11 protein-coding genes are annotated in these 13,434 nt (G+C 46.4%); 5 read left to right on the forward strand and 6 right to left on the reverse strand.

Annotated elements, in window-relative coordinates; genetic code table 11:
• The first annotated feature begins 53 nt into the window (after nucleotides 1-53).
• The 5 genes from FHW88_RS30305 (at nucleotide 54) to FHW88_RS02335 (ending at nucleotide 8,665) form a co-directional block, all read left to right on the forward strand.
• Nucleotides 54-2,468, forward strand: a complete 2,415-nt coding sequence (locus FHW88_RS30305; protein WP_176622832.1) for a PKD domain-containing protein — start codon at nucleotides 54-56, stop codon at nucleotides 2,466-2,468.
• 18 nt (nucleotides 2,469-2,486) lie between these two features.
• Nucleotides 2,487-6,251 (forward strand): DUF6443 domain-containing protein, encoded by a 3,765-nt coding sequence (locus FHW88_RS02320; RefSeq protein WP_176622834.1) that lies wholly within the window; start codon nucleotides 2,487-2,489, stop codon nucleotides 6,249-6,251.
• A gap of 106 nt (nucleotides 6,252-6,357) precedes the next feature.
• Nucleotides 6,358-6,837, forward strand: a complete 480-nt coding sequence (locus FHW88_RS02325) for a hypothetical protein (protein WP_176622836.1) — start codon at nucleotides 6,358-6,360, stop codon at nucleotides 6,835-6,837.
• 181 nt (nucleotides 6,838-7,018) lie between these two features.
• Nucleotides 7,019-8,161, forward strand: a complete 1,143-nt coding sequence (locus FHW88_RS02330) for a hypothetical protein (RefSeq protein WP_176622838.1) — start codon at nucleotides 7,019-7,021, stop codon at nucleotides 8,159-8,161.
• A 27-nt stretch (nucleotides 8,162-8,188) separates the two neighbouring features.
• Nucleotides 8,189-8,665, forward strand: a complete 477-nt coding sequence (locus tag FHW88_RS02335) for a hypothetical protein (RefSeq protein ID WP_176622840.1) — start codon at nucleotides 8,189-8,191, stop codon at nucleotides 8,663-8,665.
• A gap of 412 nt (nucleotides 8,666-9,077) precedes the next feature.
• Here the strand turns inward: FHW88_RS02335 and FHW88_RS02340 are convergent, their stop codons facing one another.
• From FHW88_RS02340 to FHW88_RS02365, 6 genes are read right to left on the reverse strand one after another with little or no spacing between them, the layout of a single operon-like run.
• Nucleotides 9,078-10,226 (reverse strand): type II secretion system F family protein, encoded by a 1,149-nt coding sequence (locus FHW88_RS02340; RefSeq protein WP_176622842.1) that lies wholly within the window; start codon nucleotides 10,224-10,226, stop codon nucleotides 9,078-9,080.
• A complete protein-coding gene (locus FHW88_RS02345; protein ID WP_176622844.1) occupies nucleotides 10,226-10,687 on the reverse strand; it encodes a hypothetical protein in 462 nt (153 codons plus the stop codon). The genes FHW88_RS02340 and FHW88_RS02345 overlap by 1 nt, the downstream gene beginning before the upstream one ends.
• Nucleotides 10,688-10,712: 25 nt before the next feature.
• Nucleotides 10,713-11,081, reverse strand: coding sequence for a hypothetical protein (locus FHW88_RS02350; RefSeq protein WP_176622846.1), 369 nt, complete (start codon nucleotides 11,079-11,081; stop codon nucleotides 10,713-10,715).
• Nucleotides 11,063-12,331, reverse strand: coding sequence for a hypothetical protein (locus tag FHW88_RS02355; protein ID WP_176622848.1), 1,269 nt, complete (start codon nucleotides 12,329-12,331; stop codon nucleotides 11,063-11,065). Before FHW88_RS02355 ends, FHW88_RS02350 begins: the two co-directional genes overlap by 19 nt.
• A 1-nt stretch (nucleotide 12,332) precedes the next feature.
• Nucleotides 12,333-12,932, reverse strand: coding sequence for a toxin-antitoxin system YwqK family antitoxin (locus FHW88_RS02360; RefSeq protein ID WP_176622849.1), 600 nt, complete (start codon nucleotides 12,930-12,932; stop codon nucleotides 12,333-12,335).
• Complete coding sequence (locus tag FHW88_RS02365) at nucleotides 12,929-13,432, reverse strand: hypothetical protein (RefSeq protein ID WP_176622851.1); 504 nt, start codon at nucleotides 13,430-13,432, stop codon at nucleotides 12,929-12,931. The genes FHW88_RS02360 and FHW88_RS02365 overlap by 4 nt, the downstream gene beginning before the upstream one ends.
• Nucleotides 13,433-13,434: the final 2 nt, after the last annotated feature.

Genomic DNA, 13,434 nt, shown 5'->3' on the forward strand with positions numbered 1-13,434 from the left:
CAGGCACGGTCATGTTTGGTGGCGGGGTCCGAGTAAAGCAGATCGTCGATTCGGTGGGATACCACAGTACGAATAACATTATCCGCAAATACAGCTACATTAACCCAGCCACAGGCCTTTCGAGCGGAAAGCCAGTTTCCCTGCCGCAATACGCCTTCGGCATTCCGGGCGGTACGGGAACAGGGGCCGCGTTATATGCAAGTGCAACCGCATTGTCCATGCACGACCTCTCCGACGAGGACAATACTATCATGTATACCCACAGCCGGGTAAGCCAGACCGGCGCGGGGAGTACGCTGTATCAATATACGGTTCCCGCAACTTATTGGGATAGCGGGGCAACACCGTCATGCAGCGGCTGCAACACGACCGAATGGCAGCCGGTTATAAATTATGTTGGCCGCACTGACTGCGGCTACACCTATGGGCCCATTGCAAACTATATCTATTCCTATCCCTTTATACCCAATCCCAATTATGATTTTGAAAGGGGCTTGCCTGTAAAAACAACGGCTTTCAACGATGCCGGTACCGAGGTAAGTGAAACAAACTACACCTATACCCGTTCTTTCAGCACTCCTTCTGTTATCACGGCATTCAAGGCTGATGATAACAATTACCAGGCCCTTACTGTCAAATCCTATAATAAATACAAGATCTACTATAACACCAGTGAATTGACGGCTACTGCGATTAGCAAGGTGTTTGATTCGCCTTCCCTGAGCGTGGCACGTACCGATACGGTTTCATATACGTATGGCAGCGCCAATCATAAACAGGTGACGCAGGTACAGCAAAGCAACAGTGATAAAAGCGTTTATACCAGCAAAGTAACCTATACCAAGGATTATGCAGCCTCATCGGGTTCCAATCCGAATGTTACCTCGATCTATAACCTCAAACAAAAAAACATCAATATCCCGGTGGAAAGTTACCAGCAGATTACCCGGGCAGGTGTGACCAAAACCATATCAGCTGCGCTGACGTTGTTCAAGACAGTAACTCCGGGCACCATCGCTTTAGACATCCCTTACCGGCAGTACCGGATGGTACAGCCCGACGGACTTAGCGGTTTTGTGCCGATGAACATCTCTGGCCAGGTGCTGACCTTTGATTCCACCCATTATGTTCGTACGGCTAATTTCCTGACCTATGACAAGGCTGGCTTCCCCCTTACTGCCGACGATAACTTTAAACATGTAAAAACCACTTTTGTGGATCATTTTGGGGGAGCGGTAGCGCAGTTCAGCAACGCGGCTGCCAATGAAGTTGCCTTTAGCGATTTTGACAGCGACCAGGCGGCACCGGCCTACGGCTTTACCATCAGCGGAGGGACGTTGACCACCACCGGAAGTCACGCGGGCAATGCCGAGTCCATGACCAGCGCGCAAACGGCGGTTTCGGCTACGCTGAGTAAAAGCGCCACCGCCAAAAACTACATATTTTCAGTATGGCTTACCGCGGCAAGCGCAGGCACGCTCACGTTAAGCCTGACAGGTATATCAACACACCCGACCATCAGCTATACCGCCGGAGGCCCGAAATATTATGAGGTCAAGATTCCGGTAAGTACGTTGTCTTCGTCCTATACGGTTAGCTTTACGGTGAATACAAACGTGACCGCGGACGACATCCTGTTTTACCCGGACGCGGCGAGTGTGGGAACGGTGAGCTATGATGCCAATACCAAGGCCAAAACAACAGCCACGAACAGCAACGGCGTATCCGCCTATTTTGTGAACGACACCTGGGGCAGGATGCTATACACCTTAGACCAGGACAAAAATATCGTGCAACGGAACACCATTGTTACCGCCACTGATGCCAATGCGCATTATAGCTATTCACCCAGTGTTAGCGGCACCGGTACGGTGACCAATACCACCCCGGTTTCTTTCAGTATAACCAATACCGATCCCTGCGGCCTTGCCGGGGTTTCTGTATCCTGGGATTTCGGGGACGGCACCAAAGTAAAGGCAGCCGGACTTGTCAGCCCGACGCATAGCTACCAGGCAGCCGGGACTTATACGTTGCGGGATACCCTGCATACCTTGCTTTACGGTGATATCGTCGTCGCGCCTAAAACCATCACGGTTACCCCGATGACGATCCCGCTTACTTACAGCAATTTCACTACAGGTAATGCGAATATAACCTCGGTGATATTTACGCCTTCAGGAGGTGGTTCTACTTATAATTTTACGGGAAGCACTTTGCAGGGCGGACAGGTACCGCAGGGTAATTACAGTGTGCAGGTAAACATGACGGGATCAAGTCATTACAATGCCGGAACCGGCCTGGGTTATAACGCGCTGGTGCTGAGTACCCAGGCGGGTGTTTATACCTGCGCGGATTGGGTATCATCCAATTCCTACACGTTCAGCCTTTCGCTGGGCAGCGTGACCACGCTGGATTTCCAGGTATCTACGTTTGATTGTACACATTTTGGCGGCGGCGGCGTTGAATAACCTTAAACCTAAACTCTCATGAACCGAAACATATATCACCTCATTATAGCGCTGCTCCTGCTCGTTGCATTCGGGCAGGCAGCAAATGCCCAGGACAAGCACGGCTTTGTACAGCAGGAGATCATCCGGGTACCGGGGATCACCACAGATGATGCGATCAACGCGCTCAGCAATATCCAGAAACAAACCACCCGTACCTATACCGACGGTATGGGGCGTGTACTGCAAACCGTCGGCGTTGATGCCAGCCCGCTGCAGAACGACATGATCCAGCCGGTAGCTTATGACAACCTGGGCAGACAGATGAAGGCGTACCTGCCTTATGCGGGACAAGCCGCGGACACCGTCGGCGTGTTCCGCAGTAACGCGCTCACTACCGCGCAGAAAGCATTTTATAATCAAACCAATCAGTACCTGATCGCCACGGATACCAACGCGTTCACCCAGCAGGTATTCGAGAACAGTCCCTTGCAGCGCATGCTGAAATCGGGCACGGTAGGTGTTGGTTTCCAGCCGCTTTCCGGTCAGCATTATAAAACCGTAAGCTACCGCTATAATAACACTACGCAGGATGGCAATCTCCCCGTATGGAACCCGGACGGCACTTTTACTGCGTCCAACTATTACGCCGCGAATGCTCTTTCGGTAACCGATGGCATTGACGAGAACAATGCGGAAGTTTTAACCTTTACGGACAAGACCGGGCATGTGGTACTGAAACGGCAGAAGTTAGGCGCCACGAACCTCGATACCTATTATATTTATAACCTGGCCGGGATGATCAGTTATATCGTACCGCCAAAGGCAGTCAGCCTGATGGGCGGCACGCTGAACTTAACTACAGCGGGCGTTAATAAGCTGATCTATCATTATGTGTACGATAACCTGGGCCGCCCGGTAGAAAAAACGGTTCCGGCGCAAGGCAGGCTGTTTATTGTGTACGACCCGCTGAACAGGCCGGTACTGATGCAGGATTCCAACATGAGGATAGTCAATAAGTGGAACTACATTAAATACGATGTCAAAGGCAGGCCCGTTAGCCAGGGGATCTATACCGATGCTACCCGTACCAGCCGCACTGCGATGCAAACTTATGTAAGCGGTTTGGCATCCAGTTATAATACGGCCTGGTATGAGACGCGTACTTCAACCCTGACTAATAACGGCTATTATACCAGCACCATTTTCCCGACCAGCAGCACCGGTACATTAACGCCGCTGGCCTATGCCTATTTTGACGACTATGATACGGATTTAAACGGTTCGGCCAATTTCAGTTATGTTCCGCAGAGCCTGCCGAGCGAGGCCAGTCCGGCTGCTACTACAGCCGCTGTCAAAGACATGCCTACGGCAGTTTGTAAAACAACGGTAGGCAGCGGCATCAGCAGCACCTGGCTTACTAAAGTGACTTTTTATGATAAACGCGGTAACCCTGTGCAGACCCAAAGCAATAACCAGCTTTATTACTCCGGTATGTTTAGCCTGACGGATAAGAGCACCACGGTGCCTGATTTTACCGGCATACCGCAGGTGAACCAGGTAAGCAAGCAAACCGGGGCAAGTACGACCGTTACCGTACAGACCAGTTTTACCTATGACCATATGAACAGGGTAAAAACGGTAAGCCAGGGCTATAACGGCGCCGCAGCAACTGTTGTTGCCGCCTACACGTATAATGAGCTGGGGCAGGTGGTGAAAAAAAGCTTGGGCTTTGTAAGTGCCGGCACGTACCTGCAAAATGTAGACATGCGGTATAACGTGAGGGGACAACTGCTGAGCATCAACAACAGCAAGCTGAGCAATGACGCGGGGCAGACCAACGGCGATACCAACGACCTGTTCGGGTTGCAGATCCTGTATGATAAGACGGATGCGAACCTGGGCAACACAGCGTATTACAACGGCAAGGTATCGGCGGTAAAATGGATGAGCAAGGATGGCAGCGGGAACAGCAGGTATGAGCGGGCATTCCGGTATTATTACGATGCGATGGGCAGGGATACAGCAGCTATCTACGCGGAGCGCACCACGGCGGGAACGGGTGCTTTTACGGTAACGCATGGCTGGGATGAAAACCGGATCAGTTACGATCAGAACGGCAATATCCTGACTTTGTTCCGCAACGCTACCACGCAGGGCACCGGGGGGCACAGCGCCATCGACAACCTGACCTATACGTATGATACGGCCAACCCGAACCAGCTTAAAACCGTAGTGGATGCCAGTGGTAATACCAATGGATTTATTGGAGGTACGGGGAATTATACCTACGACGGTAACGGCAACCTGACCTCTGATCCGTATAAGGGGATCGGCTCTTTAACCTATAATGTGCTGAACCGTACGGACAAGATCTCGTTCAGTTCGTCTGTAAACAAGTATATCGATTATACTTACAATGCTGACGGCAACCTGATCCGCAAAAGGCAGTATGATAATGTGGGCGGGGTACTCACCCTGCAAAACACGACAGATTATATTGATGGTTTTGTATATTTGAACGGGGCATTACAATATTTCGCGATGCCGGAAGGAAGGGTATTGAACAGTGCGGGTACATTGAGCCGGGAATTCACCATTGCCGATCAGCAGGGCAATGTGCGGGTTACTTTTGACAATACGGGCACTGGCGGCACGGCCAAGGTACGGCAGGAGAATAGTTACTATGCATTTGGGATGATCATGCCTGGCAGCACAGTTAGTACTCCGGGTAACCAAAACAGAAATTTGTACAACGGCGGCAGCGAATGGCAAAACGATTATGGCAATATGCCGGATTATTACCAGACCTATTACCGGAACTATGATGCGGCGATTGGCCGGTGGGTTGGAGTAGATCCTGATTCTCAATCAGCGGAGAGCATGACGATATATCAGTACGGGTTGAATAACCCTATTTTATACAATGACCCACTGGGTAATAAAGCAAGGCTACCGGAAACGATACCCTCGCCGCCTTCCGGTGGTACTATCGGGAGCGATGCACCTGATTTAGCTGCAGGAGATTTGGCATCTTGGTTTGGTACTGGCTTTGGAGGGATGCCGCTTTTAGGAGGTAGTGGTGGAACTGGAACAGGTCTTAATGGAGGATATTTACTTTATCAGGCAGGAGCATTGGATAATGTCCTTTCGCTTTCCGAGGTGCAAGAGATTTTACTGAGTCCCCAAATTATTGTCTCAAATAAAGGAATAACTTATTCGGTGGACTATTCTAAAATTATTGAAAACCCTGATTATGATAAGTCAAATAATAATATGAATGAAACGATGTCATTGCCTTACGTTCCAGTAATTGGTTCATATAAAAAAACTGTATCATGGGGAGATATAGGCCAGTTCTTAATGAATCGTGTTGTTAATGATGTTAAATCCAACCGTCGTTTTGGTAGCGATATGGTAGGATTTGCTATAAATGGAAATGTCGTTGACGGATATGGTGCTGGTGTATCTCTTTCAGCATTTGTAATTACTAATGGTGATAAAGTAGGCTTTTATGCAACAGCTACCTTAAGTGGTCGGCTAGGATCGGAAGATGGAGTTTCTTTGAGTACTTTCAACGGGTATTATCTTGGTAAAGGCAGCCCAAATCCTAACGATTTTTTAGGTTGGGGATCTGATTTTACTTCTACCGAGATAACGGAAGGTTTAACATATTGGCAATCAACAGCTAATCCGGATCCTACATCAACCCCATCCTGGAGGGGATTTAGTAGAACTTGGGGACCAGATGTTGGTTTATCCATAGGAATAGGATACTCTTACGGGTTATATGGCTTTAAATAGATTTACAATATTTTTCAATCAGGTCGAATAAAGAGCTCTCATATGTATGAATAACTTAAAAATATAGTAGAAATAATAAACTTATTGAAAATCCAGACAATTGAAAATGAAAAAAACAATTCTATTTACCCTGATTTACAGTTTTTTATTTGCTGTTAAAAGCGAGTCGCAAGAGTTGCTAAATAAAAATAAAGAGAATATTGATCAGTATGCGAAGCACGAAAATTGCTCACTGACTTTTGATCATATTATTTCCGATGCAGAGACTAATCCATTTCGCATGCTTGTATATACATTTAGCCAATCAGAGAAGAAAAAAGATGGTATCTATGAGATAACTTTTCATTTATCTAATGATAGATGTTTCAGATATTTGATTGGGTATAATTCAAATAAATACAAAGCTCCGTTAATTCAAAAGATAGAAGGTATGGGTTCGGACCTGCAACGAGAGGCAGGTCATTTAATTTGGAAAAACAAAAGAAAGGGTTTTGAAATGCGAATTGTTGATACTTACAAAGGCGGGAATCCAGCTATTAAAGGGAGGATATCAACCAAGTTTATGTTAGTAATTAGTAAAATATAATTTTACAACATTCAATTATTCTCAAGCTGTTGTGCGCGTGTCGCGCGTTCCGTTCATGCTCTTGAACCTGAATATATTTTTATGACTAGGAGAGCAATGTTCGGCTCTGCTTTGACAATACTGGCACGGGCGGTACCACCAAAATCTGCCAAAAAACAGTTACTATGCATTTGGGATGATCATGCCGGGCAGCACAGTTAGTACTCCGGTTAACCAAAACAAAAATTTATATAACGGAGGCAGCAAGTGGCAGAACGATTATGGCAATATGCCGGATTATTACCAAACCTATTACCTGAACTATGACGCAGCGATCGGCAGGTGGGTTGGGGTTGATCCTAATCCTGAATCGGCGGAGAGCATGACGGTGTATCAGTATGGTGGAAATAACCCGGTTCTGTTTAATGACCCGCTGGGGGACCAAGCGAGGTTGCCCGAAACAATACCGGTGCCAGCATCAGGTGGTACTATCGGAACAAATGCACCTGATTTAGCAGCAGGCGACATGGCAAGTGAGTTCGGTACAAATTTCAGTGGAATCCCCAATTATGCATTTGGCGGCGGCGGCAGTAGCGGAACGATTTCAAACTATATGGGTATTCCTGGAGCTACTTTAACTAATATTTATACAGCTGGGGATGATTATAATGATCCTTCGGGATTAAGTATGGGCCAACTCAATGGTTTGATCGGAAGTGGTGGTCGAACAACTGTAAATAACTATGGTGTAACTTTTTACACCCAAACAATGGAAATGCGGCAAAATGCCACTCCTGTAGACAAATCTTACAACAGCAGTGTTGAATATGTCATGGTTGAGCATAAAGATTTTCATAGTTTTGATAACCTTGCTAATCAGGGGGAGGAAACTCCTTACTACGATGCGTTGAATAAAGTGAACTCTACCGTAGGGACTACCACTATATTGGGACTTACAGGAGCCTCTGTTGGTTATCTTAAGGGTGGTTCGGTTAGTTTAAAATGGTATTCAAGCGGATGGACTGGTGGCAGTCGAGCTATTATCAAAACCGCACGACTTTCTAAAGTAGCTGAAACTGTGGGGCGAGTGGGTGTTGGTATTGGGTTTGTAGCAGACACATACGAGTTTGTCAATGGCAACATATCGGGCTCGCACTATGCTACTAATACAGTTATGGGAGGAATAGCACTTACTCCAGTTGGTTTTTTCACAATTCCATATTTCGTAATAGACGCTTATTATCCAGGAGGTTTCACAGCAGCTATGCATGATTCGGCGCCGCTCTATAATCAGATGAATCAGCCTAACGCTGCACCACCACAGGTATTAATGGGTATGCCGTAAAATAAATTACTAACCAAAAAACTTCAAATGAGCATAAGCAAACTATACGGTTATTTTTTTTACATTCTATATAAAATGTGGCTTAAAATTGATAAGTCATTTGGTGCCACCGGGCCATTCCCAACCAAAATGAAAGCACTGATTTGTATGTTCGCTATAGAAGTCTGGCTGGTGTTTGCAATTGCGCTTTATTGTGGCTATTTTCTTAATATTCATCCGCATATTGCTTTTTTTAGTTTCGTTGGTTTAGCTCCTTTTATTGTTTTACTTGTAATGAAGTGGTTTATTTTCGAAAAAGACGACCGCTGGAAAAACTATGTTAAGGAATTCGATAATTGGCCGCCAAAAAGAAACCTAGCAGGAACATGGATAGTAATTATGATGATATTATTTGTAATCTTTAATTTCATTTATTCTCTCTATTTAAATCCTCCCTCGGGTGGGTTAAAATGGTTACAAACAAGAACAACAAAGTCTGGCTATGCGCCGGGCTTTGTGCTTTAAGGGTTCGGTATAGCTGTATATACAACTATCTGGAAAAAACAATTTGGTTGATCCCTCTTCGCCAATTTTGTTTGCATTTCTAACTACTTGATTACAATAATAGAAAGTGGTCAAAATCGAATCGGCCGATAGGGGTCAATATGTTGTGGTTTATCCAATCTAATAGATTCTTTAAAAGATCACTATGGACTTGCCTTGAAGGAAAATTGATTTTTATTGAAGTATGAAGTTCAGATTAGTTGCATTTATTGGTATTAATTGTATGCCAATCTGAGGGTGATTTAGTCTAATTCGTCCCTTCGCTATTGCGCGCGCCAGTGGAGTGCGCGCAGTAACAGAGGGAAATCACGGGGAAATCAGCATCCGGGATTTCTCTATTGTTAGATAAGTGATCGACCGGATATTGGATAATCTATTGAAAACTATTACTCATCTGGAACATAGGCAGGTACATGGCTATGAGGATCACACCTACGATCAAGCCTAAAAAAATGATGATCAGCGGTTCCATCATGCTGCTGATCGTGGAAGTTTTATATTCCACTTCATCGATGTACTGCTCCGAGATTTTGGCAAAAAAATAATCCAATTGATTAGTTTCTTCCCCAACTTTTAGAAGTTGGATCATTTTGGCCGGATAAATCTTAAACTGCTGCAAGCTTTGGTGCAGGGATTTTCCTTTCATGATGTCGTCTTCCACTTTTTGCAGGGATGACTCGATGGGATAGTAACCGATCATTTGCCGGCTCAATGCAATGGCCCTCAACAGGGGCAATCGGGCGTTGATCAGCAGGCGCATGGAATTGCAAAAACGGGCCAGGTAGATCTTTTGGACAATGTTGCCAGCCAGCGGGAGGTGCAATACCAAAGCAGAGATAAACTGCCGGTAACGTTCGGTCTTTCGGCTGTACCAGATTAAGCCTGCGATGATCGCTATCACCATCACAAAACCATAAAAGTTATTTTCCATGGCCTGCGAGATATTGATGATCTTTTCTGTGATCCAGGGCAGCTGACCGCCAAAACGTTTAAATACATCACCGAACATCGGTACCACGAATTTCAGCATAAAGAACACCGCACCTAAGGACGTGCTTAATACCACACATGGGTAGGTGAGTGCCGAAACGATTTTCCGGCGCTGTTTGATCTTGTTCTGATAGAATTTCGCCAGATCACCGAGCACTTCGGTGAGTTTGCCGGTCTCTTCACCAATTTGCAGGCTGTATACTTCGTAAAGCGAGAATTTGCCGGTTTGCTCCAGCGCCTGTGAAAAGGGCATCCCCTTCAAAACAGCTTCCTGTATGGTGCTGAACAACTGCTTATCCTTTCCTTTTTCCTGGTCGGCAGTGATGAGCTCAAAGCTGCTTTTGAGGTTGATACCCGCCAGCAATAAGGAGCTGAGTTCCAGGTATAAGGCTTCTTTCTTTTTATCACTCAGTTCCTTAGTGCCGAAACTGATGTCTTTATTGAGCAAAGCCGACAGGCTGCTTTCGCTGCCCTGCTTAGGTGCTTTTGGCGATTTTTTTGGTTCATACCGGCTCAGGTCAATGGATGGCATCAGTTTATAGGCTGAAATAGGTTAACGGAACTATATGTTTTATGGTAATGATACGGAATTTTCTGGCCTTCTGTCAATAGTACGATTTGCAGGTCATCAATTTTCTTCGCCTCCCCGTCGGCCGGATTGCCGTCAACAGGAACAGACTCAAATGAGGTGATGAAACTTTCAGTGCTTACTTTAAACGTATCCGTAAGCAGCTTTTGGCGGATCACCCGGTCGGCCTGGAAACGGTAAATAACGGTATCTATATGGCTGCTCATGGTCACCGTATTGCTATCCCTGTATATCATTTCAGCCTTGTCGATATCCCGGTTCAGGCGTTGGTCAAGCAAGGCGAGCATGCCGGTGGTATTATTACGGTCAACAAAAGAGAGGTATGAATGGCTGATGATGGCGTAAGCACTGTACATCAGGCCGATCGCAATGGCGGAGATGAGCATGGCGACAGTAAGTTCCATGATCGTGAAAGCCGGGAGCCTGTTTTTATTCCTCATTGTTCATGATCACTTTTTTTAGCCTGGCTACCTGCTCATGATTAGGATCAAAAGCAGTCAGTGTAATGACCGATAGCCCGGGCTCGTTTTCAAATGGTGTTATTTCCTGTTTGATAGTCATATCGTCGACGGTGATCGTTTGATCGGTATGATCTTTTGCCTGTTCGGCCTGAAGCAACGTGTGCTGTAATATGGCCTGCGCTTTCAGCTTTTTGGCAGAAAGTGATAAGCGGCTTACATTGGTAAAGATCATCATAGCGATACCGAACACCACAATGATGATGATCATCGAGATGATCACTTCCAGTATGGTAGAGCCCCTGACGCTATGCCTGTTCCTCAGTTTGCTTCCAGCCATTGTAAGATTTTTTTTGGTCTCCCGGCAACGGGCGTAAGATCACTGCTCAGGTAATAGGGGGAAAGCGCCCGGGAGTCCAGGCTGACATTGATCAGGTAATTTTCGTACCGGGTGAACTCGCTCTGATATAAAAAACGTTTGGTGAATACGCTGCCATTTATTGTTGTTCCGGCCCGCAGGTTTAAGATCCCCATGGAATAAATCTGGCCCAGTACCCTGGCCTTGTTGCCCAGTGAAATAACCGGCGGCAGTTGTTTATCGTCTTTCTGGTAACTAAAAATCAAACCTTCACAATCAGTCCGGTCCCCGATAGTTAATTTGGCCGGGAGCCCAACCGTGTTACCTGTAGTAAAGCGAAGTACGCCGAGACAGGACGGGTAGCTGAATTTGCAATCGCGTTCTACACTGATGGAATCTGTGGCAAAGAGCTGGCAGTTGCCCCGAAAACCACTCTTGACGACTATGCCCCTGGCAAACACCAATACATTGTTCAGACGGGCAGTGCTGTCAATGACCAGGGTGGTATCTGAATATAAAATAATGTTGCCTTTGAGGTTAACATGGCTTATGGTCTTTGCCGTTTTGCCAAAGCTGTAACTGACTGTTGGTTCCAGAAAAGACCGGGCAATGCTGTCTACACCCACAGGAAGATTGTTCATGGCCGGAGAAACCGACAATTGCTTTTGCAGTTGCCCCAGCCTGGCCATTGAAAGCGGCGGCAGCTTTCTTTCGCTGTCGAAGGTTTTGCCGTTAACAATATGTTGATCTCCGGTATAAGCCTGATTATCTACATAAGCTGTTCTTATACCTGACTTGGGAATAAAAGCGTTCCCCCGAATAACCGTATTCCCGCTGACGGAAACGGGACGATCCTCATCTATAAGGTATAACACTCCCCATTTGGCTGAATCGATTTGGTTTGCTAATGAAAAAACCTTGTAAAGCGTATCCCTCTTAATAAATGCGCTTGCAGCGCACACGTCAAAAATCCCCCAATCCGTTTTTTTTAAGGTTACCGAATCCGCGTCGTCGTTGAAAAGGCCGAACGTATGCCCGTCCTTGTAAATACTATCCTTACTACCAATTAAAATAGTGATACCGGAGTTCAGGTTGTTCCGTAACTGGTCGATTCGGAACTTTGCCTGATACTGGGATTTATACAGGTATGCCGCTACGATAAGCGCGGAACAGATCACGCCAATCATCAAAGTGATCACAATAACCATATACAGCGCGGAGGCTTTGAGCATGTCAGGGTGTTTTGGGTTGCGGAGTTCCGGCTGCTTTCTTTTTGAAAATATTGATCCGTTTCAGGAAACTACCGTTTTTCGCCGGTACTATTTTCCCGTTTTTATACCGGATGGTTTTAACTGAGTCGGTGCCGGTATGGTACGTGATCTTGCCGTCCAGTAAATCATGATCATAGCTACCGGATTGTGTTTCGTTACCGCCTGCATCATAGTAAGCGAATTTGCCTGTTTTTACGCCTTCATCCCAGGTGATAATACTGCCAAGCCTGCCGCCTTCATTCCAGGTTTTCCAAACGCCATCTTTAAGGCCGGCTTTAAATCCTCCCTGCATGATCAAATGATGGTTCCTGTCGGATTCTTCGTAAATGCCGTTGAGCAGTTTACCGCTGAAGCCGCCTTGCTGTTCATGGATGGTGTTACTGCCAAACCAGTAATATAAAAGCCCGGGCCGCGTAAAAACTGTACCTGAAACCGGTTTTACCTGGGTACGGATGATTTTCGCTGAATCGCTGATATGAATATTGTAAAGCCCGTAATCCGGCATTTGGGCCATAACGCCACGGGATAACAGAATGAAAATGAAAAGTAATAATTTCTTCATGGCGTTGCTGGCTTAAGGGGAATGAATTTTGTTTTGCCCTGGTAGTTGATCCTGATCGAATCCCGCAGGTTTTTGATAAGTTTCAGGCTGCCGCTCGATTCGCCTTCGCTCATCATCAACTCGGCTCCGTTGAGGTGCACCATGGCCACCAGTTTTTTGGAATCAGGGTTCCTGACATAGCCCACATACCGGATAAAATCCCAGTTCATAGCGGCTACAGCCGGATGTAGTCCTGCCTGCGACGGCCTTGAAGAACTATGCTTATGGCTAATGGTATCTTTAGCTGCTACCATGCCGAATGGATCCCGGTAGTTCAGCAGTAAGTGCGTGGTGTCCGGGGGAATGGCATAGTCATTATAGGCTTCTTTTTTTACCGGGCCGGACATCGCCGGCTCATCGGGTTCATTATCGCCCATTGCGCCGAATACACGGTACAGGATCAGCCCCCAGACGATCAGTACGGCGGCGCCAAGCAGGTATGTGAATTTTTTATTCTTCATAA

Source organism: Mucilaginibacter sp. SG538B (genome assembly GCF_013376065.1).
GTDB lineage: Bacteria > Bacteroidota > Bacteroidia > Sphingobacteriales > Sphingobacteriaceae > Mucilaginibacter > Mucilaginibacter rubeus.

What these genes read in the sequence shown, in the direction of transcription:
- FHW88_RS02325 (WP_176622836.1), top strand. Translation starts at nt 6,358, where the DNA reads ATGAAAAAAACAATTCTATTTACCCTGATTTACAGTTTTTTATTTGCT.
- FHW88_RS02340 (WP_176622842.1), bottom strand. Translation starts at nt 10,226, where the DNA reads ATGCCATCCATTGACCTGAGCCGGTATGAACCAAAAAAATCGCCAAAA.
- FHW88_RS02360 (WP_176622849.1), bottom strand. Translation starts at nt 12,932, where the DNA reads ATGAAGAAATTATTACTTTTCATTTTCATTCTGTTATCCCGTGGCGTT.
- FHW88_RS02365 (WP_176622851.1), bottom strand. Translation starts at nt 13,432, where the DNA reads ATGAAGAATAAAAAATTCACATACCTGCTTGGCGCCGCCGTACTGATC.
- FHW88_RS02350 (WP_176622846.1), bottom strand. Translation starts at nt 11,081, where the DNA reads ATGGCTGGAAGCAAACTGAGGAACAGGCATAGCGTCAGGGGCTCTACC.
- FHW88_RS02335 (WP_176622840.1), top strand. Translation starts at nt 8,189, where the DNA reads ATGAGCATAAGCAAACTATACGGTTATTTTTTTTACATTCTATATAAA.
- FHW88_RS02330 (WP_176622838.1), top strand. Translation starts at nt 7,019, where the DNA reads ATGCCGGGCAGCACAGTTAGTACTCCGGTTAACCAAAACAAAAATTTA.
- FHW88_RS02320 (WP_176622834.1), top strand. Translation starts at nt 2,487, where the DNA reads ATGAACCGAAACATATATCACCTCATTATAGCGCTGCTCCTGCTCGTT.
- FHW88_RS02345 (WP_176622844.1), bottom strand. Translation starts at nt 10,687, where the DNA reads ATGGAACTTACTGTCGCCATGCTCATCTCCGCCATTGCGATCGGCCTG.
- FHW88_RS02355 (WP_176622848.1), bottom strand. Translation starts at nt 12,331, where the DNA reads ATGCTCAAAGCCTCCGCGCTGTATATGGTTATTGTGATCACTTTGATG.